26 protein-coding genes are annotated in these 25,375 nt (G+C 45.4%); 11 read left to right on the plus strand and 15 right to left on the minus strand.

The genetic code is table 11. The features are described from left to right. The first annotated feature begins 64 nt into the window (after positions 1-64). From ACLWOR_RS13635 to ACLWOR_RS13655, 5 genes are all read left to right on the plus strand, one after another. The gene (locus tag ACLWOR_RS13635; RefSeq protein WP_413941304.1) at positions 65-1,753 is read left to right on the plus strand and encodes a HEAT repeat domain-containing protein; all 1,689 of its coding nucleotides are present in this window, start codon (positions 65-67) and stop codon (positions 1,751-1,753) included. A gap of 80 nt (positions 1,754-1,833) precedes the next feature. Beyond that, positions 1,834-2,958 carry a winged helix-turn-helix domain-containing protein gene (locus ACLWOR_RS13640; protein ID WP_413941305.1) on the plus strand — a complete coding sequence of 375 codons (1,125 nt, stop codon included), beginning with the start codon at positions 1,834-1,836 and terminating at the stop codon, positions 2,956-2,958. Continuing rightward, a complete protein-coding gene (locus ACLWOR_RS13645; RefSeq protein ID WP_413941306.1) occupies positions 2,955-3,362 on the plus strand; it encodes a hypothetical protein in 408 nt (135 codons plus the stop codon). The genes ACLWOR_RS13640 and ACLWOR_RS13645 overlap by 4 nt, the downstream gene beginning before the upstream one ends. A gap of 65 nt (positions 3,363-3,427) precedes the next feature. Beyond that, the gene (locus ACLWOR_RS13650) at positions 3,428-4,177 is read left to right on the plus strand and encodes a TrmH family RNA methyltransferase (protein WP_413941307.1); all 750 of its coding nucleotides are present in this window, start codon (positions 3,428-3,430) and stop codon (positions 4,175-4,177) included. A 1-nt stretch (position 4,178) separates the two neighbouring features. After that, positions 4,179-4,868 (plus strand): DNA alkylation repair protein, encoded by a 690-nt coding sequence (locus tag ACLWOR_RS13655; RefSeq protein WP_413941308.1) that lies wholly within the window; start codon positions 4,179-4,181, stop codon positions 4,866-4,868. Between the two features lie 61 nt (positions 4,869-4,929). On the opposite strand, the gene ACLWOR_RS13660 is transcribed toward ACLWOR_RS13655, so the two are convergent. The 10 genes from ACLWOR_RS13660 to ACLWOR_RS13705 form a co-directional block, all read right to left on the minus strand. Then, positions 4,930-5,772, minus strand: coding sequence for a trypsin-like serine protease (locus ACLWOR_RS13660; RefSeq protein ID WP_413941309.1), 843 nt, complete (start codon positions 5,770-5,772; stop codon positions 4,930-4,932). 12 nt (positions 5,773-5,784) lie between these two features. Continuing rightward, positions 5,785-6,666, minus strand: coding sequence for a mevalonate kinase (locus tag ACLWOR_RS13665; RefSeq protein WP_413941310.1), 882 nt, complete (start codon positions 6,664-6,666; stop codon positions 5,785-5,787). Continuing rightward, a complete protein-coding gene (gene mvaD, locus ACLWOR_RS13670) occupies positions 6,656-7,636 on the minus strand; it encodes a diphosphomevalonate decarboxylase (protein WP_413941311.1) in 981 nt (326 codons plus the stop codon). Before mvaD ends, ACLWOR_RS13665 begins: the two co-directional genes overlap by 11 nt. Further along, positions 7,633-8,538 carry a hypothetical protein gene (locus ACLWOR_RS13675; protein ID WP_413941312.1) on the minus strand — a complete coding sequence of 302 codons (906 nt, stop codon included), beginning with the start codon at positions 8,536-8,538 and terminating at the stop codon, positions 7,633-7,635. Before ACLWOR_RS13675 ends, mvaD begins: the two co-directional genes overlap by 4 nt. Positions 8,539-8,550: 12 nt before the next feature. Continuing rightward, positions 8,551-9,846, minus strand: a complete 1,296-nt coding sequence (locus ACLWOR_RS13680) for a hydroxymethylglutaryl-CoA reductase, degradative (RefSeq protein ID WP_413941313.1) — start codon at positions 9,844-9,846, stop codon at positions 8,551-8,553. Next, on the minus strand, positions 9,843-10,886 hold the full coding sequence (gene fni / locus ACLWOR_RS13685) for a type 2 isopentenyl-diphosphate Delta-isomerase (RefSeq protein WP_413941314.1): 1,044 nt from the start codon (positions 10,884-10,886) through the stop codon (positions 9,843-9,845). The genes ACLWOR_RS13680 and fni overlap by 4 nt, the downstream gene beginning before the upstream one ends. A 45-nt stretch (positions 10,887-10,931) precedes the next feature. Beyond that, the gene (gene rplT / locus ACLWOR_RS13690; protein WP_413941315.1) at positions 10,932-11,279 is read right to left on the minus strand and encodes a 50S ribosomal protein L20; all 348 of its coding nucleotides are present in this window, start codon (positions 11,277-11,279) and stop codon (positions 10,932-10,934) included. A gap of 35 nt (positions 11,280-11,314) precedes the next feature. Next, positions 11,315-11,506 carry a 50S ribosomal protein L35 gene (rpmI, locus tag ACLWOR_RS13695; protein ID WP_011164102.1) on the minus strand — a complete coding sequence of 64 codons (192 nt, stop codon included), beginning with the start codon at positions 11,504-11,506 and terminating at the stop codon, positions 11,315-11,317. A gap of 189 nt (positions 11,507-11,695) precedes the next feature. Further along, complete coding sequence (locus ACLWOR_RS13700; protein WP_413941317.1) at positions 11,696-12,769, minus strand: hypothetical protein; 1,074 nt, start codon at positions 12,767-12,769, stop codon at positions 11,696-11,698. A gap of 10 nt (positions 12,770-12,779) precedes the next feature. Then, positions 12,780-13,523, minus strand: coding sequence for a hypothetical protein (locus tag ACLWOR_RS13705; protein WP_413941318.1), 744 nt, complete (start codon positions 13,521-13,523; stop codon positions 12,780-12,782). Positions 13,524-13,700: 177 nt separating this feature from the next. On the opposite strand from ACLWOR_RS13705, the gene ACLWOR_RS13710 reads away from it, so the two are divergent. From ACLWOR_RS13710 to ACLWOR_RS13720, 3 genes are all read left to right on the plus strand, one after another. Continuing rightward, positions 13,701-14,102: a hypothetical protein gene (locus ACLWOR_RS13710; RefSeq protein WP_413941319.1), complete on the plus strand. Its 402-nt coding sequence runs from the start codon at positions 13,701-13,703 to the stop codon at positions 14,100-14,102. A 112-nt stretch (positions 14,103-14,214) separates the two neighbouring features. Next, entirely contained in the window at positions 14,215-15,450 is a 1,236-nt protein-coding gene (locus tag ACLWOR_RS13715) for a beta-sandwich domain-containing protein (RefSeq protein WP_413941320.1), read from the plus strand. A 414-nt stretch (positions 15,451-15,864) separates the two neighbouring features. Then, entirely contained in the window at positions 15,865-16,461 is a 597-nt protein-coding gene (locus tag ACLWOR_RS13720) for a hypothetical protein (protein ID WP_413941321.1), read from the plus strand. 59 nt (positions 16,462-16,520) lie between these two features. Here ACLWOR_RS13720 and katG read toward each other — a convergent pair whose 3' ends face one another. From katG to ACLWOR_RS13745, 5 genes are all read right to left on the minus strand, one after another. Next, positions 16,521-18,722 (minus strand): catalase/peroxidase HPI, encoded by a 2,202-nt coding sequence (gene katG / locus ACLWOR_RS13725; RefSeq protein ID WP_413941322.1) that lies wholly within the window; start codon positions 18,720-18,722, stop codon positions 16,521-16,523. Between the two features lie 143 nt (positions 18,723-18,865). Further along, positions 18,866-19,456: a translation initiation factor IF-3 gene (infC, locus tag ACLWOR_RS13730; RefSeq protein ID WP_413941323.1), complete on the minus strand. Its 591-nt coding sequence runs from the start codon at positions 19,454-19,456 to the stop codon at positions 18,866-18,868. 106 nt (positions 19,457-19,562) lie between these two features. After that, positions 19,563-21,527, minus strand: coding sequence for a threonine--tRNA ligase (gene thrS / locus ACLWOR_RS13735; protein WP_413941324.1), 1,965 nt, complete (start codon positions 21,525-21,527; stop codon positions 19,563-19,565). Between the two features lie 109 nt (positions 21,528-21,636). Continuing rightward, on the minus strand, positions 21,637-22,317 hold the full coding sequence (locus tag ACLWOR_RS13740; protein WP_413941325.1) for a PilZ domain-containing protein: 681 nt from the start codon (positions 22,315-22,317) through the stop codon (positions 21,637-21,639). Between the two features lie 157 nt (positions 22,318-22,474). Next, positions 22,475-23,056 (minus strand): hypothetical protein, encoded by a 582-nt coding sequence (locus tag ACLWOR_RS13745; protein ID WP_413941326.1) that lies wholly within the window; start codon positions 23,054-23,056, stop codon positions 22,475-22,477. Between the two features lie 137 nt (positions 23,057-23,193). On the opposite strand from ACLWOR_RS13745, the gene ACLWOR_RS13750 reads away from it, so the two are divergent. The 3 genes from ACLWOR_RS13750 to ACLWOR_RS13760 all read left to right on the plus strand — a co-directional run bounded on the left by ACLWOR_RS13750 (position 23,194) and on the right by ACLWOR_RS13760 (position 25,373). Beyond that, positions 23,194-24,021, plus strand: coding sequence for a PPK2 family polyphosphate kinase (locus tag ACLWOR_RS13750; RefSeq protein ID WP_413941327.1), 828 nt, complete (start codon positions 23,194-23,196; stop codon positions 24,019-24,021). Between the two features lie 113 nt (positions 24,022-24,134). Continuing rightward, the gene (locus ACLWOR_RS13755) at positions 24,135-24,446 is read left to right on the plus strand and encodes a hypothetical protein (protein WP_413941328.1); all 312 of its coding nucleotides are present in this window, start codon (positions 24,135-24,137) and stop codon (positions 24,444-24,446) included. A 243-nt stretch (positions 24,447-24,689) separates the two neighbouring features. Next, on the plus strand, positions 24,690-25,373 hold the full coding sequence (locus tag ACLWOR_RS13760) for a hypothetical protein (protein WP_413941329.1): 684 nt from the start codon (positions 24,690-24,692) through the stop codon (positions 25,371-25,373). Positions 25,374-25,375 lie beyond the last annotated feature (2 nt).

The raw sequence follows: 25,375 nt of genomic DNA on the forward strand, positions 1-25,375 counted from the left end.
CTAGACCTTTCGGCAGAGTTGCGTCTATTCTCCTCTGGTAAAGCGATAAAGGAGGATGCATCTCGTGAAATTCAACACACTTCGATATCTTGTTCTGCCATGGTTTCTTCTGTTCTGCGCGATTATTGCGTCGATGATTGTTGAAGGCACAGTTTTACACCTTGATCCCGTTTATCACGATTACTACGTCTACGTTTTGGCTGTCGGCGTTTTCATGTGCTTGTTTTCAAACTTGCAAACACTTACCAAAGCCGGCATCTGGCTTGCTCATTCACTTCCAAGTAAATTGCGCCACAACCCTTGGGGTTGGTTTGCTCGCGCCCTTGTTGCGGCTTTGATTGCCTATGGATTTTACGAAGTCGGCAAAATGAGTTGGGCTCCCCTTATTTGGCAAGGGGCTGTGATTCCAGTCGCCTTTACAATCTGTCTTTTTGTCGTCGTGTGGAGTTTGATGGGCCCCTTGCTGTCATTTTGCTCCCGCGTTGCCTTTAGCCGTTTGTCTGCATTTGTTTTGAGTTGGCCAATTTTTATTCTCGTTCCAATCACCGCCGTGTTTTTGGGGCGCACGATTGTAACGGCATATAATGAAAGCCGTCCTGATTTTGCTCTCACGCGTGGAGCTGTGACAACTGTTGAAGCTCCTGAAGAAGTCACCGCGGCTCCAACTGAAGCTGTGACGATCACCGCAAAAAATAAAGTCGCCGTGGAGCTGCAAGAAGCTGTGGCCACTGGTCAAGCTTGTAACGACAAAAACAAACTGATTCTGGCAAACCTCACAACAAACGGAGACTCCGACGTTGTCTATTGGGCCGTTCGCGCGGTGAAATGTTCTGACATGAAAGCAGTCGTAGGCTTACCAAAACTTGCCGACATTATGCTTAAACATAAAGATCCAACAGTTCGTGCGGCCGCTATCGATGCCATGCCAAAGTTTGGAACCGAAAACGTAAAGCGCATTGGCTATCTTTTGGTTAAACGCTTAAGTGAATCAGAAGATCTTCAGGTCTCGGAAGCGGCAGCGGGTGTTTTGCTAAAACTCGGTGATGAAGAGCGCGCGTGGGTCAGCAAACGCCTGACATCTCTGCTCGACAATCCGAAAACCAGCGCCTTGGCTTCTAAAATATTGGCACAAAAATTAAAACGTGAAGATTTGGTCAGCGAGTTTGTTGCAAAAAATCTAGCACAAGAAGGCACAAATCGCCGTCGCGCGATCAGCATGGTGTGCTCGCTTTCTGAACAAGGTCGTAAGATTGCAGAACCTCATATTGATGCGATTGTTTCCAGCATTAAAACAGGCGACACTTCAGATCCAGCAGTAAAAGCTTTGGAGTGCTTGGGCCATCCGGGACTTGAAGCTTTACGCAAAGAAATTGCAACTCCGACGAAACTTCAAAAAGACATCGCGGCTCGCGCCTTTGCACAAGCCAGCTGGAAAGAAGAACAAGCGGTTCTTGAAACCGCATCGACTTGCGTTCGTGACTCTGAAAAAGAAGTTCGCCATTGGTGCAGTGAAGCTTTGGGTAAAGCTGGCGCGCCGGCAGTTCCTGGCATCTTAGAGCTTTTGATGTCGCACGATCCAGAGCTCAAATCGGCAGCGACTCATGCGTTGTCTTTACTAAAAGACCCTGAGGCCAAACAAGAATTGCTGAAAGTTCGCGCAGCCAACTCCGGCTGGATGGCAAGACAGAAAGATTTGGAAGTGGCTCGTGCTATCGATAAAGCCCTTGCCAACATGGGAACTGCACAGGAATAAAGCAGTACATTAATTTTAATATTTAAGATCGTGTCAGACATTGACGAAGTCCTGACAAAGGCACTATTCAATGTCCCGGCATGAATGAGACCCTGACAAATTCCCTCCAACTCGCAAGACTGCTGTACCAAAAAGGCGACTTTTTGGAAGCTCTTGCCGCGTTTGAAAAAGCTCAGGCACTCGCACTAGCACAAAAAGAATTTTCTTCTTATCTCGATTGCATACGCATTCAAATGCAGTGTTTGGCTGAATTGGAACGCAGCCAGGAAACGTATCAGTTTCTTGAAAAAATAAGTCCTTTTCTTGCAGATGAATTTGATGCCTCTTTGAAAGCCCGTGCTTCTTACCTTTTGACGTTTCACAACTTGCAGCAGAATCAAATTGAAGAAGCTAAAACATACTTAAGTCAAACCATCGCCTTTGCGACACAGTCGCAAGACTTGGAATATTTGGCGCGTTCACTGACATTGGAAGTTCATATCTATGCGAGCCTCGCCCGCGACTGGGATTTTGCAAACCGCAGTCTTGAAAAACTTGAAACGATTTTGCAGTCAATTGATCTACCTGAAGTTGAGATCTGGGCTCTTGTTACACGGGCCCATATCGCAAGCCAAAATTCTTTATTTGAACAGGCCTCTGCCCTCGTATGGAAGGCCTATCAAATGGCGCAAAATAAAGGCAACCACCTGACAATGCCAGGATTGTTGCTTCTTTTAGGGCGAATTCATAATGAGATCGGTCAAAGAACTCAAGCGCAGATTTATTTTGATCTCTGCATGGCAGGAATCGATCCTAAGAAACATCCGCGCCAGTATCGCATTTATTCAAAAGATGCCTTGTCGAAAAAAACGCCGGGCCTTTTGCAGTTTGATTTTATCGTGAATATCGAATCTCGTCTTATAAGAGAACGCACGCGCGGCCACATCGACTTTAAAAACCAACACTTACTATTGGACCTGGCTTTGATGTTTATGAAAAACCCAGGGGTGCGCTTTAGTAAAGAAGAAGTCCTTGAGAACATCTGGAAGCAAGCTTACGACCCAAGTATGCACGATAACTTGATCTATGTTTCGATCAAGCGACTTCGTACACTTATAGAACCCGATATTGAAAACCCTCGATATATCCTTCGCGATCGCCGTGGGTACTACCTCAGCCCCGCTTGCAGCATTAACTTTGAATTACAACCGGAGACTAACATATGAAATTCTTGAGTCTTATTTTTTGCTTAATCCTCGCTGTCCCTTTTTCATATGCAAAGGACACTCCTCTTCCCTGGCCACTCGCTACCAACGTACTGCCAATTGACCAAGGCGAGCTTCCTGGCTCTTGGGTAGCCTATGACCACAATACGATTTGGTTCGTCGAAATCCAACCAGACGACGAAAACGCAGATATGATCCACATCGACCTTCGTTCTAATGGGATCCGTACCCATCACGTAGAAGGTTATATGGTTCTTGGGGAAAAGCTTTACGTCGGAACACTTAAAAACGAAGACGACCGTTATTATGTTGGCAGCTTGTACTTGGATAAAGAAGGTTATAAAATCCGTGTCTTCCGTAGCAAACACAGCTATTTCGATTTGCGACTTTACAAGAACAAGTAAGAATTGCGACTTTCCCCGCCCCATATTAGAATCAAGCCTACAACCGACTTTAAGGGACGTAGGCTTTGATCGATATTTCTTCAAAAACAAATGAACATTTCCGCCGCTGGAGTGACCTTTCCAGTGCGCGTGGTATTAAAAAGCATCAAGAGTTTATTTTGATGGGCGAAAAGCTGATTTCGGAATTTTTGGCCAATCCCAGTTTTAAAATCAAAGCTGAGATCATTCATGAAGATTTAAAACCGCTGACAACTTCTTTGAAGGGCACTCGCGTCCCATTATTCAAACTTCCCAAAGCGTTGTTTAATGAAATCGATGTCGTGGGAACTCACTACAATCTTTTGGTTTTAGAGCCCAAAGAAATTGAAGTCTTGAGTACTGATAAGTCACCAAAAGGTTTGGAAGTGGTTTGCCCTCTTGGTGATCCTTCAAACTTAGGTGCGCTGGCTCGTTCGGCAATGGCATTTGGAGCAAGCAAAATTCTTCTCACTGAAGAAAGTTGTAATCCCTATCATCCTAAAGCCATTAAAGCATCCGCTGGTGCAATGTTAAAGCTTCCTATTTTTAAAATCGGAAAACTTGCAGATTTTCTTCAAGGTAACGACCAGGATTTCGTCTTGGATATGAAAGGCGAAAATGTCGCGAAGTTTCCGTGGCCCAATGATCTACGTCTGGTCATTGGCGAAGAAGGCCCAGGGTTTAGTGGCATCAAAGGACTTAAAAAACTTTCTGTCCCGTCAGAAGGAGTAGAGTCCCTGAATGCAACGGTCGCAGCAAGTATCGCACTTTTCTGTTACGCCAATCGAAAGAAGTAAAATGGGAATTCACCAGGACATTTCAAAACTGCGCAATCCAGAGAAAGCAAAATTCATGCTGCGCTTTTTTAAAACCGGTCCCGGTGAATATGGCGAAGGTGATATTTTTTTAGGTCTCACCGTTCCACAAAGCCGGGGCATTGTTCGCAAGTATCGTGATTTGCCACTCAGTGAAGTCACAGCTCTCTTAAAATCCAAATACCATGAAGAACGTCTGATCGCTTTGTTGATTTTGAATTATCAATTTCAGAAAGGCACACCAGCCGTTCGCAAGAAAATCTATCAAACCTACGTGAAGCATAAAAAATTTGTGAATAACTGGGATTTGGTCGACAGCTCTGCGGAATACATCATGGGAAGGTATCTCTTCGAACAAGATCGCAAGATTCTCTATAAACTTGTGAAGTCCAAATCTGTTTGGGATCGCCGTATTGCCGTTATGACGACGTTCCATTTTATTCGTCAGGGTGAATTCGATGAGACTTTAAAACTGGCGAAGTTACTTTTAAAAGATGACCATGATTTGATTCACAAAGCCGTGGGCTGGATGTTGCGAGAAATCGGAGAACGCGATAGCAAAATTGAAATGGCGTTCTTAGACAAGTATTCGTCAGAAATGCCACGAACCATGCTCCGCTACGCCATTGAAAAATTCCCCGAGAAAAAGCGCCTTTTCTATCTCAGAAAATAAGAGCTCCTAGGTGCACAATTGCAATGACATTTCGCATTTCAAAAAGGTACGGATACTTTTCCTAAATACAAAGTTGCGGCTGGATTGATTTATCTGAAATTTGGCGGAAAATATCGCAGATCTTATTGTCCAGAAGACCATAAACATCCCAGTTCGAAAAGATCGTTTCCGCGCGACCCTTCACAACCGCCGCAAGTTTTAACTGATCTCCGATTTGAATAAATAGCGGGCCGCCACTGTCCCCTGGCGCAAGCCTTGCGATAGACTTTGATTCAAGGTGTCCGCCAGAATTGAAACTGACTTTATCCAGCAGGGCCCTTCGGCGAGTGTCGTTTGTTCTGATTTCTTCAAATGGATTCACTGTCACGACTTGCGGACGATACTGCATGAGTCGTGGTAAAAGTCCTTTTAACTCGGCCTGGGTGACAACTTGTGGAAACTGCATTTCTGGCTTTACTTCAAGATCTCTCTTAAAAACAACAACTGCGATATCATCATTGGGACCTAAACGCGTCCGAAGCCCCTGGCTGATCAGTTTGTTCTTAAGTGAGGTAATAAAATAAAAATCTGCATCGATGATTTCTTTTTTCTTATAAGCATAACCAATACGCACAATCTCGCCGTTTCGGTCACGATAGAGATATTCCCCTAATTGAATTTCCAGCGTGGGTTTCTTCAGGACAAAGGCATGAGCCACACAGTGGGCAGCTGTCACCATCACGCGCGGAGAAATCAACTGGCCATTGCAAAACCCCAGACCTTCTTCTTTCGCCGATTCATCATATTGAGTAACTGAATAAAATACCGTGGAATCGAACTGAGACTCCACTGCTGGCACGGCATTACTCAATGCGAACGTTGACAATGAAAATAACGTCACTACGACCAACACTGCGAATTTCACGGCATGTACCTCTTAGCAAGGAATCAGTTGAAGATCTTTTGCAGGTTGTTTTTCCCAGAGGGATAATACGTAGCCGCCGCCGCCGGAACCTGTGGGTTTGACTGCGATAGCGCCGTTTTCACGCAACAAAGCTAAATGCTTCGCTGGTGCGCCTTCGTTCAGTCCCCATTGTTCAAAACATTGTCCTGCAAGGTCCAAAGCTTTGATTAACAACGTCTTACCCTCGGACTCTGGGAGCTGCAGAGCTTGTTCAGCCAATTGCACAGCTTTCGCCATTTCGTCGTCGATTTTTTTTCCAAGCACAGGATCCGCCGCAATCAGTTCTTTCACCTTATTCACGGCATCGACGGTGACACCACGTTTTCCAGAATAAGAAATAAACCAATTCGGCTGCCATTTTGTCTCTAAAGACGTGCGTTCACCATCGCGAACAAAGCGCAAGCCTTCGCCCGTTAAAGCCACCGCGATATCAACGCCGCTGGATTCACCGTGGAAAAGATTTTCTAAAGAACGAGCGAACTCATAGTATTCAGATTCTTTTACATATCCCAAGAATCCCAACCAACGAGTCAACGCCACACAAAGTGCAGCAGAAGCACCCATCCCCGCACCGACAGGAATCGTCGACTCCAAAAGCAAGGTGCCTTTAAGGTCTGTGCGTTTGATATTTTTTGCTTCACAGGCTTTTTCTAAAACGCCCCAAACTAGGAGCTGCAATTCTTTCCCGTGATCACCTTGCAGTTTCAACTCCAATGGGGATTCACTGCGAGCATAAGACAGTTCAAGAACTCGAGATTTCAGAGGGAAAACCAAAGCCGGAACACCACGCAAAACCGCATGCTCTCCTGCTAGGATCCATTTGCCAAATGCTTTACAAGAAAAATTAATGGACATTGCTTTTCACACCTTCAAAGGCCATGACCTTAAAGTTTGCAGCAAATTGCTCACGGTAACTCGCAAACGATTTCAACTGATCGTTACGGAACAACATATGCACGTTGGCACCGGCATCCATTGTCACCAATGGACCGTCTTGCCACTTATTCCAAAGTTTTTGGCACTCTTCCAAAACCTGGCGAGAACCATCCGTCATATAAGAAAAACTCGGCGTGCTAGTTTCGAACAATTTATGCATGTCGATGAATTCATCCCAAACAATCTGACGAGCCAGGTGCCAATCATTAAAGCGCAATGCATTCGTCAAATCACGCAAACGCATTTCCGCACGATCTACACGTCCTTCGAAACGCGGGCTTGTCGTCACCAATTTGTGTGCCTCTGAACTTGAAACTTCTTTTTTAGAATCTTCAACAATCACAACCAAGTGATGCAAGTTTTCAAATGGCAAAGCCATGTTCTCTGCATATTCGTGCTGCCATAAAGCCCAAGGGCTGTACAAAGAACGACATGAAGAACCGGATCCCTGACGAGAAAGCTCTGACAAAGTTTTCTTATCCGTGCCCCAAGATTGAGGATGAGTCTTTTGGAACATTTCAGCTGCTGCCAAAGTCAAAGCAGCAAAGCTTGAAGCTGAACTCGCCAGCCCACAGTCGGATGGGAAATTATTCGCTGATTCGATCAAATAATTCTGGGTCACTCCCCATTTCATTTTAAGGAATCCCAAATGCTTAATGAAGCGTTGTTGGCCTTTTTCAGATAATTCAATTGGAGTGAGATCTTCTCTGACAAATGCCTTCCATTGATCAACAGGACCTGAAATTTCAGTCAAACGAACAAAGGTGCGCAGGTTCTCAAGTGTATAAGACAACGAACCATTCGTCGGTTTGTTACCAGAGCCTTCAATTTTACCCATGTATTTAATTAAAGCGATATTTGAAGGTGCCGACACCGTTACTGAATTCATAAATTTTCCCTTACCTGAAACTGCAAACCGGGAGCGAGATCTTTTTGCGAAGCCGTGATTGTGAGTCCCTTAGCTTGGCTGAATTCTTCCAGCGAAGACTTCTGACCTTTCGAAGTCACCACCAACAAGACGTCCGCCCCTAAAGCACCACAGCCTTTTGCTGCCAAAACACCTTTGCAGTTTTTTAGTTCCGCCAACAATTTCAACGTCGGCTCGCAAGTAAACTGCAAATCCGCCAAGGCCTTTGCATAATCCTGAATTCCGTTAACAAACTCTTCTTCAAGATGCTGCTCGAAAGATCCACGAATACGCGCAAAAGCTTTTTCAAGCGCTGAGGCATCAAACTCTTTTAAAGTTTTCAAATGCTCATGCGTTGGCACTTTATTTCCCGTATGCACAATATAAAAATCTAAATTAGAAAAGGGCCATCCCGTCACTGAAACAGCCGAGCGACGTTTCTCAAAAAACGTCAAAGAGCCTTTAAGTTGCCCAACGAGATCTGCTCCACTCGGGCGCTGTCCCTCTCCCGTCCAAGCCACTTCATAGTAGCTCTCCAAGAGATGTTTGATATCAAAAAGCTTTTCCATGTCCTGGTGAGAATGCTCTTGTACCAAACTCATTGCATACACACCCAAGAACTGCGCCGTTGAAGCGCCAAAGCCGCCGCGCCCTTGATAAGGGTCACGAAAGCTTACATCAAACTTACTGAAGATCTCAGAATGTTTTTTGATAAAAAGACCCGCGGGAGAATTCGGGTGAATACCCTCAAGTTGGCCTGTTCCCTTTTTAACCCCAACCTCAAAGCACGGCTGAGACAGGAAAACCAAAGTCGGTCCTTCCTGCAAAGCCAGATACTCTCCGGCAAGAAATGTTTTTCCGGGGATAGAAAAGGCCAGTGCCACTTAAAACTCCGCTTACAGTTTTTGCGAGGCTTGGCTACGAAGTTCTTTCAGAACGTCGATCGCATTGCTTAATGAAATGCGTTTACGGATCGCCAAGATTTCTTCCAATTTCTTTTGTACTAAAGGAATCTCACGCTCTTCCGCACCTGCACCCAAAGCGAGATTTTTCGTATGAAGCTTCATATGACCTTCAATGATTCCAACTGTCGTGAGGGCTTTTAAAGCACCCAAGTTTTGCACCAGACCGACGGCCGCAATCACGCGAGAAAGATCATTTGCTGATGTTGTTCCCAACATCTTCATACACATCATCGCCGTCGGATGAAGTGTTGTCACCCCACCCACAGTTCCGACGATAAGAGGCGCTTCAAATACACCCGTAAGACCTTTACCATCACGGTACCAACGAGTGATCGAGCGATATTGACCTGTGCGAGAAGCATAAGCGTGAATACCGGCTTCCACCGCACGCCAGTCGTTACCAGTTGCCACTAAAATCGGATCAATACCATTCAGCACACCTTTGTTGTTGGTCGCTGCACGATAAGGATCTTGCTGCGCAAACAAAGAAGCTTCCGCAATTTTTTCAGCCAAGTCAGCATCGATATCCGTGATATGAACGGTGGCACGAGTGATTTTAGAGTCCACCAGGTTTGAAAGGATGCACATTGTGACCTTTTCGCCGGTGAATTGTTCAATCGGTTCTTTTAAGAACTCACAAACCTGGTTCATGATATTCGCACCCATGGCATCGCACGGATCCATCATCACATGCACAACCGCCATGTCCGAACCGTCACCACGAGGCACACGGCGAACAACGATATCACGAACACCACCACCGCGACGAACCAAGCCAAAAGCCACTTCGCGGTTGGAAATTTCAATCATGTAGTTTTTTTGAGCCAGTAATTGCTTTTCAAATGTCGCAAAGTCTTGAACTTTCGCGCATTGAATTTGTCCGATGATTTCAGCACCTACAACTTCAGTCGTGATCGTGCCCGATTCACGAATCCATTTTGCAGTTTTAGAAGCGGCTGCCACGATGGAGGTTTCTTCAACCGCCATCGGGATCACAAAGTCCTTACCGTCGATCCGGAAATTTGTCGCCACTCCCAATGGGATCTGGAAGTAACCGATCACATTTTCGATAAATTTCTCACCCAAAGATGTATCGCGAAGACCACCTTTAGCCAGATAATCCACGTCACTATCATGAAGAACGCCGACGTCTTTCAACGCCTGAAGACGCTCTTCGCGAGAAAGTTTTGAGAAGCCTTGGAAGATGTCACGAAGTTGTTTTGTCATACTATCACCTTCTTCGTTTGCAGATCTTTGAGATTTTTAGAACCCGTACAGAAAAGAGAAATTTTAAGTTCCATCTCGAAGCGATTAAGTAAATTTTCAAGTGCTTCATCCCCTTCAAGAGCGGCCTGCAAGAATGGCTTTGCCACCCCTACTTTCGCTGCTCCAAGAGCACAAAGTTTTGCCACGTCCAAACCGTTACGAACTCCACCGGAAGCCCACACCTCGTAAGGCACACGTGCTTCCTTGGCGTTTTTCACCGACTGAACTGTGCTCACACCCCAGTTCGCAAAGGTCTGCGCCACTTGATGGAGCAAATCTGTTTCTTGCGAACGGTAACCTTCCACACGTCCCCAGTGAGTGCCGCCTTTACCGCTAACATCCACTGCAAATACACCGGTATTCGCGAGACGCTTCAAAGTCTCAACAGAAAAACCGCAACCCACTTCTTTCACCACAATCGGAACCCCCGCAAGCTGCACAAGGTTTTCGATCGCGACCAGACCACTTTTAAATTCAGTCGTGCCTTCTGGTTGCAAAGCTTCTTGCAAAGGGTTCAGATGTACGAACAAGGCCTTTGCTTGTGTTGAATCAATCAAGCGGCGAATCTTATCGATTGGCGTTTTGATCAATTGAGCGATTCCAATATTTCCGAGTAGCAAAGCCTTCGGCGCTTGTTTGCGCACGCGAGCCCATTCTTCGGCAGCATTGGAATCGTCCAATTCACGACGTTGCGAACCAACGCCCATCAAAATCTGACGACGATCACTCAAACGAGCTAAAGCGGCATTGATCTCCTGACCATTTTCGTGGCCGGCCGTCATCGATGAAATAAAAAGAGGAGAACTAAGAGAAAGAGCTTCGCCCTTAAAAACAAAAGAGGTCGAAATATCGACCTCTTTCAAATTCAGATCTGGTAAGGCCTCATGCACTAATTCTATTGAATCCAACCCGCTTTGGCCCTCAGTTTGGGACCGAGGATCCAGCGCGATACGAATATGATCGCGCTTTCTCTGCTCAAATTGCGAGTGGGATTCTTGCATAAGACCCTGTCTACCCATCAGCTTCGCTGCTGTAGGTTCTGAAAACTACGCCAAAGCGTGTTTGCAAAGAGCTGCGAATCCAGCTGCGTCAGTGATAGCCATGTCAGCCATAACTTTACGATCAACTTGGATGCCAGCTTTAATCAAGCCACCGATCAAACGAGAGTATGTAGTCCCGTTCAAACGAGCTGCTGCATTGATACGTTGGTTCCACAAAGTGCGGAAATTACGTTTGTTAACTTTACGGTCACGGTATGCGTAAACCATTGCACGGTCATTTTTCTCAACCGCGTGGATGTATGCACGGCCATTTGCTGCGTAATAGCCTTTTGCTCTTTTAAGAACTTTTTTGTGACGAGCACGATTTGTTTTACCTGATTTTACACGAGCCATTTTTTACTCCGATTATCTATTGAGCTAGGGATTAATTAAAATACAAGACAACGTCTTACTTGAAGCATGTTTGCGTCTTCTACGTAAGAAGTTTTGCCTAGTTGTCTTTTAGTTTTTGAGCTCATGTGGGAGTTCAAGTGACGCATGCGAGTGCTTTTTTTCTTAACTTTGCCGCTTGAAAGAACTTTCAAACGTTTTTTAGCGCCAGAATGAGTGCGCATTTTCATGATAAATACCTTTCGCCGGTAAGGCGTCTGTCCCGATGGGGTCAGCTCTTAACAATGCCTTAGTCAGTTGTAATCACGGACTCATGGTTTTAGGTCGAAGCAGGTGGAAAATCAAGCTTTTTAAGGGCTTAGCCTACTCTGCGGTCAAAATTGGACCATTTACGAGTCATTTTCGATACTTAGCAGCAATTAGAGCGCTACTTCCGTGATCAAGCTTTGCTCACAATCGCGCATACTTTTAAAAACCTGCTCCCCGGCCTGAGCTGAAACTGAATCGACAATGCGAATCTCAGTCCCATTGCGAAGGCAGAGCTTCTTATTAAAGGCCCGGCTTAAACGGTCGGCGCATTCAAAAAAATTATCAAATGAATCTGCTGGCAAAACCAAATTATGACTGATGGAGCTGATCACGGACTTTTTATCGGAGACCGAAATGCACGCCATGTTTTCACGTGCTTGAATGACCGCAGAACCGCAGCTGGATCTATCCGCATAATCAAAAATACGCGCTCCATCGGCAACACGAATCATCTCTTTATCCTTGCAGGTCAGTCCCTGATTCGTGAAATCAGGACGTCTTTCATACATATCCCAGCGGTCACTCATCAGATAGGACATCATTTCACCTGAGTTTGTTAAACCACTCCAACCCACTGTGAGCATGTCATTCCCTGGCGGGAGATCTTTTAGATAGAAATTGTCCATGGCCAAACGACCGTAGCAGGCTGACAAGATGAACTGATAAACAGACGGAGATGCATTTTTGAAAATGCCATGCGGGATCGCCTCCCCGTTTGAACCATAAAAGAACTCATCGTTTCCGTGAGACGACCAGATGATCACAGTTGGCCGAATGTTTTGTAAAACCGTGCGAAGATCGGCGGTTCCTGCATGTAAGTTCACCGTCACACGCATACGACGACGGGATAGATAATCAACGATCGGAAAAAGTGCACGATACTCGTCCTGGCGCATCTGTTTATCTTGTTCCGGAGCTAAACCGTGCATGATAAACGCATCGCCACCTGCGTAGTTCTCATCCAGTGCCGTTGTACCAACCTTCAGAGAGTAAGAAGAGTTTTTCACAAAGGTGATTTCTTTGACTCCGCGAGAGTAAACGAATCTCAAAACTTTCGCGAATGAATCCTTGTTCAGGTCCGATAGAACACTTTGATCCATCTCAATTTTCAGGGAGGGAGCGGCGTGAGTTTGAACACCCATGAGAATGAATACGAATATCAGCAATCCACTCCATACTTTCACGGGGCCACTCCTAGTAACAAGACTTTAAAGGGTCTCGGAAGACGTCGATTAGATACGTCAAACGAAACTCGCTGATGGTGTTGCCGTCTTTATCCTTGAAAGTAAATGTATTCAGGCCTTCAATGTTGACCGAGCTTTCCAGATAGACAAACGGTGAATGCCCATCTGGATTTCTCCAAAACACAGTACCTCCGACAGATGTCTGCCAGATAAATTTTTGCGTATTTAAACTAAGCCCGGAGACATACACATCCTTGTTTCCATTTTGGAAATCATAGCGAGCGTAAAATTTTTGTCCCGGCAAACCGCAATACCATTCATCGTCGATTTTTGCCCAACGTGCTCGCTCGCGATTCACATCAACGTCAAAATAAGGCTTATCCGAGTCTTGGAACCACAGGTATTCAGTGCCGACAAGGTCGGTTTTTTCCACCGGGCGTACGGGACCTAATTCACGTTGGCGAAACTCATTGTCATTCTGAACACAAGAAATCTGATCGCGGAAGGACTGAATGGAATAAATCTCTTCTCCAACACCGGCTTCTTTACTCCAGGATTCACAATAGCTGCGCGTTTTTCCATCCACGGTTTCGAAAAAGTTTGTTCTGATACGGACACAGCTTGAAGTTTTTAAGGAATATACATTTTGATCCGCAAGATATCGCCAAGCGACTTGGCGACACGTCACGAAAGCCTCGCCAGCAAAGGCCGCTGGAGCAAGGAGTAGAATAAAGAGTACAAGACTTTTCAACATGTATTAAGACCTACTTTTAAAAATCCCTCGCATACTAATCCCCTTATTCCGGGACCGAAAGGGCTCTGGTAAAGATTTCCCCGAAAGCCCAAGATTGTCTCTCTGGCCGATGCACGCCCAGCACGCTCTTTGCTCAGCGGTTTTTTCGTTCTTCTAAACAAATACAGCCGAGGCCTTGTGAAAACCCTGATCCTTTTTACCTTGTTGTTCAATATTTCAACACTTTCGAGCGTGAGCTTGGCATCGGACTGCACTTGTTCGTCAGATCCTTATACGAAAATTTATACCGCGGATGGAGTCAAGAACACCTGGTACGGGGGCAAGCGTGCTTGGTCTTGTCTCTACACGTGTGAAAACTCCTCCGGCTTAAAATCTGAATTTCGCGGAAATCATAAGGACTGGTACGTTGGCGAAGATGACGGGCTTTGGGGTCTTTGTGAAGGACTGGTTTACGTAAATGAATACAATGCCTATGCGGGCCGTTTTGTGTGGGCCTTTAGTCGCATCGGTTCTTTTGATCCCGTGGACTCCAAATCACCCGAGGTACGTTCTTGGGCAAAACAGAATTGCCAGCCGTAATTAATCGTCCGTCGAACTCTTAGACAAAATTAGTTCAGCGAAGTTCATACTGAACTTATCCTTTCCCTTTTATATTTGGCGCCATCTAAACACATGTACTAAGGGAGTATATATGAAGCGCCTTATCACCGGTCTTATTTTGTTAAATAGTCTTTCACCCGCCTTTGCCGACATCACCGATTTACCAGATCCCGGGCAAGTGACAGAAACTTACACCTCGACACAACGTGGAAGTTTGGTCATTCAAAATATCTCGCGTAAAACAGGTGGCGAAAAAGTCCAAATCACTCTGAAGAATCCTCTCCCAATTGCGAACTTTGAAATTTACGTTTCAAACGAATCGGTAAAAATCTATTCAGCACACTTTTCAACGACGGAGGGACAAAAGATTCCGGTACGTGCATTTTCCGAAACCGGAAAACTCGAACCCAAGTCTCTCTATACTTCGGAAGTTTTGAATAGCAAAGATGTGGTTGCCTCTATTGAGCTTGAGATCGAGGCCTTCGGCAGTAATGCAGAAATTCAGTTTATGGCTTATGCAAACACTGGACTGCCTGTGCTTTCGATCAATCGCCAGCCCGTCCCTCAAAAACCAGTGCAGGAAGCAAAGCCTTCTCAGCCAAAGCCTCGGCCGAAACCAAAGCCAGCTCCTCCCACAGAGAGAGCCTTTAAAGTCGATGACGTCGTGGGTTTTTCCACGTACTACGGCCAAATCGATATCGGTCGAATTAGAGAAATTTACGAAAACGACAAGTATCTCGTTGAAGCGTCTGCTGATGATAAGAGAGTATTAGCTAAACAAGACCTCACACTGATCACAAGATGCAACGCTGAAAAACAGCTCTGCACGGACTCGGCCATCTATTATAAAGGCAATTATTCATTTGAAGACGGTAAAGTTTTTGGTCACTTTGGCAGCAAGTATGTAATTGTCAGAAGCTCTACTGAAGAGAACTATATATACTTCATAGCCCCTAACAAAGTTTATCCAAAGACGGATTGCTCATCCAAATACAATCTCTGTGTGGGTGCTCGCGTACTTTCGACAGCATCGAATGAGCTTCTTCGCAAAGGACGTGTAACACGAGTTCTTCCCAACGATACTTTCGACGTGCAGCAGGAAGGATACTCACTCAATTTCAGAGGCAATGAACTTTATCGGGATAAAGAGACGCTTTGTGCGGAATCGTTGTGCGTTGGAAATCGCGGCCTCTTTATCAGTGGCTCCGGTTACTACTACTACACGGGAATAGTGCAAAAAATCTGGGACAATAAACTCGTCCAATTTAAATCCGATGAGGGCACCACGTTATTTGTACCTGCCAGCTCGATTTCAAAAGCGAAATAATAGAAAGGGAGCCAAGCTCCCTTTTTATTTTCCTGGAGATTTTGGAACTTTCCTTCGTTCCAACTCTCGTTGATAGGAACTCATCGCTGTGGCAGAAATGGATTCTATGACTGGATGGCAGCACGCTTGGGACTGCCTGTTTCTTCAGTCAAGGCGATTGCGATGACAATCCCTCTCAATCTGTAACGACAATGGATCTTGCAGGCACGATGAAGCTTTGACAGTCACTGGATTAACCGAGGCATTTTAAGAGGATAGATCCTATCGAACGAATGCTATTCGTCTGGCTCTGCTCACGGCATTTCCAGCTGTCGAACTTCTGTTCTCCACGAATCAAAGACTTAGAGAGTGTTTCGGCGGGCCATGTATTTGCAATAGCTCCTTGTACAACAATAGAAACAACAAGGAGACTTCATGAAATTCTGGAATCAATTTAAGATCGCTGCTTTGGTTACTCTCATTGCTTCAATCGCAAATGCCCAAAGCGTCTCGTTTCAAAACATCTCGGACAGTGTCTCAGGAAGAAACTATGATCCTGCAAGCACAGTTGTCGACTCCACAAATTCCAACAAACTTCTTATCGGAATTCATTCTGGGTATGACCCAGTGACCTGGCAGAACACGGCGTTTATCGCTTCGACCGCAGGTTTTCACTCTCGATCTGTGACAGATTCATTAAATGTCGATATTGTGGCTCCTGCAGGATATGGAATTGTACAAATAATTTATCGCCAAGACATCGCGGCTTTTAAATCCCGCGAAGGCTCTTACAGTTCTAATATTACTTGGACCGTTGATGGAGCCAAACAAACTGTTTCAGCACTGACTCCGGGAAGTAAAGTCAGCACGGCGCAATTTGAAGCTCCGCGCGCTTCAGTTCGCGTGACACTGAACTCAAGTCTGTCTGCAACAGATATTCGATATATCACTCCCTATCGTTTTATTCGTCTGGGTGGCGCAAGTATTTCGATCTTAAACCCATCCCTGGAAGTTATTTTAGCTCCGATGTAAATCCAGAACGCAAAATCGTTAAGGCCGACGAAAAGTCGGCCTTACGACACCTAGGGAAATTAACGATTTTCCACTAAATCAAAACGATCTAGATTCATCACTTTATTCCACGCCGACACAAAATCGCGGCGGAACTTTTCTTTCGCATCGTCACTCGCATAGACTTCCGCAAATGCACGAAGCTGCGCATGAGAACCAAATACGAGATCGACCGCTGTCGCCGTCCATTTTTTCTTTCCAGTTTTACGATCCTTCCCGACGTAAACACCTGCTTTAGAAGGCTCATCCCACACGGTTCCCATATCCAAAAGATTCGTAAAGAAGTCATTCGTCAGAGTTCCGGGCTTCTCAGTAAACACACCATGCTCAGATCCCTCGTGATTGACTCCCAAAACTCGCAAGCCTCCAACAAGCACCGTCATTTCCGGTGCCGTCATCCTTAAAAGATTGGCGCGATCTAATAACAAAGTCTCTGGTGGCAAGTTTGCTTTGGGGCCGACATAGTTTCTAAAGCCATCGGCTTTCGGTTCAAGAACCGCGAATGAATGAACGTCGGTCTGATCTTGAGAAGCATCTGTACGACCAGGAGAGAACGGAACTTCGATGTTCGCACCCGCTTTCTTCGCTGCATTTTCAATCGCTACGCACCCGCCCAAGACGATAAGATCCGCTAATGAAACTTCTTTTCCCGAGGCAGATTTATTAAAGCCCGCTTGGATTTTTTCAAGTGCCGCTAGAACCTTTTCCAATTCTTTTGGTTCATTGACTTCCCAACTTCTTTGCGGCGAGAGGCGAAGGCGGCCTCCATTTGCGCCTCCACGTCTGTCCGTCCCGCGGAATGAAGATGCCGCGGCCCAGGCCGTGGCAATCAATCTTGAGTCACTGAAGCCTGCCGCCAAGATTTTTTCTTTTAAAACTTTGATGTCAGCCGCATCAATAAGTTGACCTCGAACTGGGGGCACCGGATCTTGCCAAAGCTGTGCTGGTGGTACCCAAGGTCCCCAATAGCGAGACACCGGTCCCATGTCGCGGTGAAGAAGTTTGTACCAAGCCTTAGCAAACGTATCAGCAAACTCTTGTGGGTTTTCATAAAATCTTTTTGAGATTTTTTCGTACGTCGGATCCACCTTTAATGAGAGATCTGTTGTGAGCATTGTCGGAGCATGCTTCTTCGTCGGGTCATGCGCATCGGGTACGGTGTTTTGTGCTTCTTTATTTTTTGGTTTCCATTGATGAGCGCCTGCGGGACTTTTTGTTAATTCCCATTCGTACTTGTGCAAGTTTTCAAAAAAGTTATGACTCCATCGTGTGGGTTGAGTTGTCCAAGCCCCTTCAAGACCGCTGGTGATGGTATCGCCACCTTTTCCTGTTTTATAAGAGTTCTTCCAACCCAATCCTTGCGCGTGGAAAGGACAACCTTCAGGTTCTTTCCCGACATGATCTGATTTTGCGGCCCCATGGGTTTTTCCGAAGGTGTGGCCTCCGGCAATCAATGCCACTGTTTCTTCGTCATTCATCGCCATACGGGCAAAAGTTTCACGAATGTCGCGAGCAGCCGCTTTCGGATCCGGTTTTCCGTTCGGTCCCTCGGGGTTCACGTAAATCAAACCCATTTGCACAGCCCCCAGAGGGTTTGAAAGATCTCGATCGCCACTGTAGCGTTCGTCCCCTAACCACGTGTCTTCAGGTCCCCAAAAAACTTCTACCGGTTCCCACACGTCCTCACGGCCAAAGGCAAAACCAAAAGTTTTAAATCCCATCGACTCGAGGGCACAATTTCCGGCAAAAACCAAAAGGTCCGCCCAGGAAATTTTACGCCCGTACTTCTTTTTGATCGGCCATAAAAGTCTGCGCGCCTTATCAAGATTGGCATTGTCTGGCCACGAGTTGAGGGGCGCAAAACGTTGGGCTCCGTCGCCAGCTCCACCGCGACCGTCTTCGATACGATACGTTCCAGCCGCATGCCAACTCATACGAATAAAGAGCGGACCATAGTGACCGTAATCCGCAGGCCACCATTCTTGGGAATCGAGCATCAGTTTGAAGATATCTTGCTTAAGAGCTTCCACATCGAGCTTTTTAAACTCTTCTGAATATTTGTAGGTGCTCTCCATCGGATTGTAGTGAGGCGAATTCTGCGCAAGAATTGAAAGATCCAACTGATCCGGCCACCAATCACTGTTGCGGCGGGGCCGTGCTCCGGTTTTAGGTTGTGGCGAAGGTATGGCGGGATTTTCACTCTCACTGTGTGGTTTAGACATACTAAGCTCCTCGTTAATAAATAAGAGAGGCATTAGATTACTTTGAACACGTGGTGCCACGGAAGCTTGGAGCACAAAGCTTGCTAGATCACAAAAAAAGGGAGCCTTGCAGCTCCCTTTTTAATTTCGAATTTTTAAAGATTCTACTCTTCGTCTTCTTCCTCAAGCTCTTCAAGCTCCGCAAGCTCTTTCGTATCTTGCTTCGACTTATTAGGATGAGCTTTTTGATATTCCTTGATCTTCAATGGGTCTGGACCCAGCATCAGGAACATGTTTTTGCCTTCCATTTTGGGCTGAGCTTCCACAAGAGCCAAGTCGTTTACGAAAGCGATCGCTTTTTGCATCACTTCGAAACCAAGCTCTTGATGGGCCATTTCACGACCCATGAAACGCAATGAAACTTTCACTTTGTCGCCATCCAAAAGGAAACGACGAGCATGGTTCATCTTAGTTTCAAAGTCATGTTGATCCGTACGAGGACGCATTTGGATTTCTTTGATCGTCACAACTTGCTGTTTTTTACGAGCAGCTGTGGCTTTCTTTTTGTTCTCATACTTCCACTTGCCGTAGTCCATGATTTTACATGTCGGCGGCTGTGCTGTTGGAGCAATCTCAAGAAGATCGAGGCCTTTTTCTTCTGCAATTCTTAACGCCTCAGGAACAGTCATTACTCCCAACATGTTACCTTCATCATCGATAACACGAATTTGTTGCGCACGAATCTCGCGATTCACGCGAAGTGAGTCTTTAGAGTCCTTTTTACGATCACGGTCAAAACGACCCCCACCGCCTCTAAAATTTCCTTCAAACTTGCTAATGGTAAACCTCCAATGGTTTCTTTTAGTTCGTTGTTGCAGCTTTAGCTAATGATGACTGCAACAATCTTTCCTTAATATCTTTATTAATCAAATTCATCACTTGATCCACAGTCAAACCCTTGTGCTCAGATCCATCACGCAAGCGCAATGAAACTGTGCGGGATTCGGCTTCTTTATCACCCACGATGATCATATATGGAACCTTCATCAACTGGGCTTCGCGGATCTTGTAGTTCAATTTCTCGTTACGACGATCGAACTCCACACGAACTTTGTTTTCTTTCAACAGATTTTGCAACTCTTCACAGAATGTATTCACACGGTCTGTGACATTCAGAATCGCAACTTGAGTCGGTGCCATCCAAGGCGGAAGATGTCCAGCCGTGTGCTCCAAATAAACGCCGATAAAGCGCTCAAGTGATCCTAAGATCGCTCTGTGTAACATGACAGGACGATGTTCTTTGTTGTCTTCGCCTGTGTATTTCAAATCAAAAGCTTGTGGCAAATTCGGATCCACTTGCAAAGTTCCCAACTGCCAAGGGCGATTCAAAGCATCTACGAACATGATATCCAATTTCGGACCGTAGAATGCGCCATCACCTGGGTTCAGCTCAAACGGCAAATTCAAGGACTTCAAAGCTTCAGCTAAAGCTCCTTCAGCCATATCCCAGTACTCTTCACTGCCCATACGGTTGTCTGGACGAGTGGAAAGATAGATCTTGTAATTGCTCATTCCCAATTTGTCGTAAACGCGATTCAACAAATTCATGAACTTCGCGATTTCTTCCTGCAATTGATCCATGCGACAGAAAATGTGCGCATCGTCCTGACAGAAAGTACGAACGCGAGTCAAGCCGTGCATCGCGCCTGATTTTTCATAGCGATGCAAACGACCGAAGTCCGCCATTTTGATTGGCAAATCACGGTAAGAATACTTCTCAGAGTTATAAAGCAAACAGTGAGAAGGACAGTTCATTGGTTTTGATGCGAAATCACGCTCATCTACTTTCGTGAAGAACATGTTTTCTTTGTAGTTCTGATAGTGACCAGAAGTATGGAACAAGTTCACGTCGAAGATTTGCGGCGTGATCACTTCTTGGTAACCTGTTTCAAAATAAAGTTCGCGCAAGTAAGTTTGCAAAGCTGTATATACAGTTGCGCCCTTACCCGTGAAGAACGGAGAACCTGGAGCAAGTTCATTGAAGTAGAACATGCCCAACTCTTTACCCAGCTTTCTGTGGTCGCGTTTTTTCGCTTCCTCGATATTGTGAAGGTAAAGATCGAGATCTTTTTTATCGTTGAATGCCGTCGCGTAGACACGTTGCAATTGTGCATTCTTCTCGTCACCACGCCAGTAAGCACCCGCCACGCTCAAAAGTTTAAACGCTTTAATCTGGCCTGTGCTTTGGATATGAGGGCCACGGCAAAGGTCAAACCAACCTTCGCCATTGAAGTAGATACCGACAACTGTTTCGCCTTTGGCAGCCAAGTCTTCAATCAACTCAACTTTAAAACGCTCACCCATACCTTTGAAAGTTTCGATAGCTTTGGCGATCGGCCAGTTTTCACGACGGATCGGCAGATCCTTCGCAACGATTTCCGCCATTTTCTTTTCGATTTTTTCGAAGTGTTCTTCGGTAAACGCGAACGGAGAATCGAAATCATAGTAAAAACCATTTTCGATCACAGGACCGATAGTAACCTTCACCTCTGGCCAGATATCTTGAACGGCTTGAGCCATGATATGCGCACAGGAGTGACGGATCACTTCGACGGCCTCAGGAGACTTTGTCGTGATCAATGCGATTTTGGTGTTATCTTTTAAAGGAGTTCGGAAATCCACGACTTCGTTTGAGCCATTGAGTTTCACACCCAATGTTTCTTTAGCCAAACGAGGGCCGATAGCAGCCGCTACTTCGAGCGCTGTGGGTTCGTGGTCGAAAACCTTAGTCGAGTTATCCGGTAGAACAATATGAACTTGTGACATTATGAAAGAATTGTCGCGGTTGTTGAACCGCCAATAGAAATAGAAAGCGTTGATGAAAAATTCAGCACTAATTGCATCTAAACATTAGTAATCTGACCTGCGAGAGGGGTCAAGTACTCACCGCAAGAAATTGAACTCCGACAACCTGAATTCCTTCGGAAAGTGAGCGAACCCAGCGCACCTGGGATTCGACGGAAACCCACAATCCTTTTTTGTCCCGATACATGAGGCTGACAAAGTCCTTTACCTTGACCCCATTTTGATGAACGGTCACTTGAGCCCCACCTTGAGAAAAATCAACCATGGACCCTTCTCGAAGCAACTGGACCGCAGCGCCGGTTGGGGAGTTTTTCATAAATGCTGATTTTTTAATCATGACTGGTGAAGCCACATGCAGACGCTCCTGGCGACGACTCTTCACAATTCCACCAAGGATGCGGCGAGTTATAATATCTGTAATACGAGCACCTTCTGACTCGCGAATCAAAAGAATAGGATGCCCCATATTAGTGAGCTGATAGGCAGCCTTTTCAATAGTTTGCGCAATAAAGATAAAGCTCCAACGGAACTTCATCTGAGTCCAACTAAGGAACGCCTGAATCGTGCGACTATTGAGTTGATCTGTCTTTACTACCACTGTGACATCTCCCGTTCGACCTTGAAGAAAAGCTTTAAGTTCCTCCGTACTCTTCATGTGATGCCATCGAACTCCGGAAATATTTCCTAAGTAAGATGGTAGCGACTGACTCGAACTGAGATAAATCAGATCTTTTCCGGCGGTTAATTGCATATAAGGGATGTATTGCAAGATAGGGCCCACCTGTAATGCAGCTCTTTTAGATTTGAGCGACTAGAGAATGGGCACCTGCATAGAAGGCTTTAAACATCAAAACTAAGCTGCCGGAATTGCAGCAGCTTTTCTCATACTGAGAGTTTGTCACGAGGATCTATCGACATTGATCCGCGATTTTGCGAATTTCAATCAACTCATCGCAATCCCACCGAGGCAGTCGTGAACACACATAATCTATACATCCCGTATCGTACATTCCTCGACAAATTTGCGTGACCGTCCCTAACTCATTTCGATCATCACACTCAAAACTTCCCACTCGGGAGCAAACGGCTTTCACACATGACCCGCGGACATTGCGACACATGCGCGTGATTTCCATCAGGCGCTCACGATTATTACATTCAAAGTAACTTAAGTGATTGCAGACGGCTTCGATACAAGATCCTGGACTACCTCCGTCTCCCCAATCCGGATCACAGTTTGGTGGGCGAGGTCGGTTCGGGGGATTATTGGGTGGTGGGTAGCTTGGCTCATCGGGGGGATTTGGATTATCAGGATTTTCTGGAGGTAGGGGTCGAGGGTCCGCATTTCCCGCCATGATGTATTTAAAAGTTTGAACGGCATCAAACTGTTGAACCAGTTTCTGGATTTTTTCTGGTGTTGCTGATGATTCTTTGGCGTGAGCCCCGCCCGTTAGCAAAAACAAAACGATCCCGATAAGCGCTAACTTCATAGATCCTCCGATGGATCTATTTCCCCAACTTTTAAATCAATCCACAAGTGAGCCCGATAAAATACATATGAAAGATCTCTGCAGCGCAGGGAGCTTTTCCTCTTGCGAGGACCCCTAAATCGTCATCAAATTGTGGGATGATCAAAGAAAACAAATTTCATCCTGGGAAAAAGCCTCTTCATAAATTCCCTACTGCGGGAAAAAAGCTCTGCAAGTTGAATGACAAAGAACTTGAAGAAGAAACTCACGAACTGGGCGTACGCTTGGGCGAACTGCAAGAGTTGATCTATGCAGAATCCAAACAAAAAGTTCTGATTGTTTTGCAGGGATTGGATACTTCCGGAAAAGATGGAACTGTAAAACACGTTTTTTCTGAAACCAATCCACAAGGGGTCCGCGTTGTTTCTTTTAAGCAGCCGACCGATATCGAAAAACGACATGACTATCTTTGGCGCATTCACCAACAAACGCCTGCACTCGGTGAAATGGTGATCTTTAATCGTTCGCACTACGAAGATTATATCATCCCTGCAGTTCATAAAACCTTGCCACCTAAAAAAATCGAACGACGAATCAAAGAGATCAATCACTTTGAAGACATGTTGCTCTCTGAAGGGGTTACGCTTTTTAAATTTTTCCTGCATATCAGCCGCAAAGAGCAAGCTCAGCGAATTCAAGAACGCTTGAATAATCCCAAGAAACATTGGAAATTTTCATTAAGTGATCTGAATGAACGCCAGTTCTGGGATCAATATCAGAAAGCGTACGACACAATCTTAAAAGCTACGCACCACAAAGATCGTCCTTGGGATATCATTCCTGCTGACGACAAAAAAATCAGAAACTACGAAATATCAAATATCCTGGTGCAGCGTTTAGAAAAACTAAAACCCGAATTTCCAATGATGGATCACAACGTCATTCGAAAAATCAAATCGGAAGCAGCAAAAATTTTGCGCTTCTAATTTTCATTTGGAGTTCAAAGTAAGGGAGAAGTTTTTTTAATTCTGTACGAATGGTTGATTGCACTTTTTTGATACAGTAAGGTTATTGAAAAATATTTTTATCAGGAGTCAGCATGTTGTTCTTCTTACCTCTCCTTGCAGTCGTCTTGTGGGCTGTGAGCGGTTTCTGCATCGGCAAAAAAACTGTGCAAGGTGATATCACGATGAAAGTGGCACCGAATATCGCGCAAATTAATTTAGGCACTCAACATGTGACAGCAGGACAACGTCTTAATATTTATCGTCAAGAATGCCGCTTTGCTGTTTGCAACAAGGAGCTTGTTGGCGGCGGTCGTGTGTCTCGCGTCTTCGATAAAAAATATTCTGAGATCACTCTTGATCCAGGCGTGTACTTCGATGTTGGCTACGTTATCGAGCGAGAATAAAGATCGTTTTAAGCTCGTCTCACTCTAAGACGACGAGCTTCTAGACACGAATAGATTTTAATCGTCTCTCACATTCCCCTGCATATTCGCGATTTTAGCTACATTTCAAGTATGAAAAGTGATCATAATTTGCACTTTGTCTCAAAAGAGAAGTTCATTTTTTATAATTAAATCCGATAGTTACATTGTAAGCTCTGGTACGTCTTTTGAAGTTCAAATAGATCACTGTCGTGAGGAGCTTTTATGAAACGTCTGATTACATTACTTGTTGTGTTCTCTTCATATTCAATTGCGCATGCCGATTTTGATTCTGAAATATCTATTGAAGCAGAAACTGCTTTCGGTGTTTCCGAAGAAGCCCGAGCTGAAGCTGAAGAATTAAAACGCATGGCCAAAGAAGATAAGAAGCGTAAAGAACAACTGAAAGTACGCTCTGAACAATCACGCCGTGAAGCGGAACGCCTTGAGGCGGATGCTCGCCGTGAGGCAGAACATGCACGCAACGAGCGTGAACAAACTCAAGCACAAATCCGTGAGTACGAAAAACAAATCAAAGGTTTTGAAGCCCGTATGGCAACAGCTAAGAAAAATATCAACTTAGCACAAAACGAAATGGCGCAAGCAAAACAAGTGCGCGAAGAATTCCGCAGTAAAAAAGAAGGCTCTGAAAAAGAAATGCGCCTGTTAGATCAAGAAGCTGCGAAGTATGAACAATACGTTCGTGAAGCCACTGCTGACGCAGATAAAGCCCAACTGGAAGCGCGCAAAGCTGAGCAGTTCCTGAAAGAACGTCGCCTTAAAAACGACCGCGCTCGCGCCAGCGCACAACAACGTGCTGAGATCGCTCGTAAACGCGAAGCCCAATACAAAGCCGAATACGAAAAGACTCGCAACGCCTATCGCGGCATCAGCTCCGAGCGCCGCTAATC

This window comes from Bdellovibrio sp. HCB2-146 (assembly GCF_047345725.1).
Classification (GTDB): Bacteria; Bdellovibrionota; Bdellovibrionia; order Bdellovibrionales; family Bdellovibrionaceae; genus Bdellovibrio.

Coding starts and splice junctions, on each gene's coding strand:
- rpmI (WP_011164102.1), bottom strand. CDS start 11,506: ATGAAAATGCGCACTCATTCTGGCGCTAAAAAACGTTTGAAAGTTCTT.
- ACLWOR_RS13715 (WP_413941320.1), top strand. CDS start 14,215: ATGAAGCGCCTTATCACCGGTCTTATTTTGTTAAATAGTCTTTCACCC.
- ACLWOR_RS13705 (WP_413941318.1), bottom strand. CDS start 13,523: ATGTTGAAAAGTCTTGTACTCTTTATTCTACTCCTTGCTCCAGCGGCC.
- ACLWOR_RS13640 (WP_413941305.1), top strand. CDS start 1,834: ATGAATGAGACCCTGACAAATTCCCTCCAACTCGCAAGACTGCTGTAC.
- ACLWOR_RS13745 (WP_413941326.1), bottom strand. CDS start 23,056: ATGAAGTTAGCGCTTATCGGGATCGTTTTGTTTTTGCTAACGGGCGGG.
- ACLWOR_RS13750 (WP_413941327.1), top strand. CDS start 23,194: ATGATCAAAGAAAACAAATTTCATCCTGGGAAAAAGCCTCTTCATAAA.
- ACLWOR_RS13665 (WP_413941310.1), bottom strand. CDS start 6,666: ATGTCCATTAATTTTTCTTGTAAAGCATTTGGCAAATGGATCCTAGCA.
- ACLWOR_RS13645 (WP_413941306.1), top strand. CDS start 2,955: ATGAAATTCTTGAGTCTTATTTTTTGCTTAATCCTCGCTGTCCCTTTT.
- mvaD (WP_413941311.1), bottom strand. CDS start 7,636: ATGAATTCAGTAACGGTGTCGGCACCTTCAAATATCGCTTTAATTAAA.
- ACLWOR_RS13760 (WP_413941329.1), top strand. CDS start 24,690: ATGAAACGTCTGATTACATTACTTGTTGTGTTCTCTTCATATTCAATT.
- katG (WP_413941322.1), bottom strand. CDS start 18,722: ATGTCTAAACCACACAGTGAGAGTGAAAATCCCGCCATACCTTCGCCA.
- rplT (WP_413941315.1), bottom strand. CDS start 11,279: ATGGCTCGTGTAAAATCAGGTAAAACAAATCGTGCTCGTCACAAAAAA.
- ACLWOR_RS13680 (WP_413941313.1), bottom strand. CDS start 9,846: ATGACAAAACAACTTCGTGACATCTTCCAAGGCTTCTCAAAACTTTCT.
- ACLWOR_RS13655 (WP_413941308.1), top strand. CDS start 4,179: ATGGGAATTCACCAGGACATTTCAAAACTGCGCAATCCAGAGAAAGCA.
- ACLWOR_RS13755 (WP_413941328.1), top strand. CDS start 24,135: ATGTTGTTCTTCTTACCTCTCCTTGCAGTCGTCTTGTGGGCTGTGAGC.
- fni (WP_413941314.1), bottom strand. CDS start 10,886: ATGCAAGAATCCCACTCGCAATTTGAGCAGAGAAAGCGCGATCATATT.
- ACLWOR_RS13720 (WP_413941321.1), top strand. CDS start 15,865: ATGAAATTCTGGAATCAATTTAAGATCGCTGCTTTGGTTACTCTCATT.
- ACLWOR_RS13740 (WP_413941325.1), bottom strand. CDS start 22,317: ATGCAATTAACCGCCGGAAAAGATCTGATTTATCTCAGTTCGAGTCAG.
- thrS (WP_413941324.1), bottom strand. CDS start 21,527: ATGTCACAAGTTCATATTGTTCTACCGGATAACTCGACTAAGGTTTTC.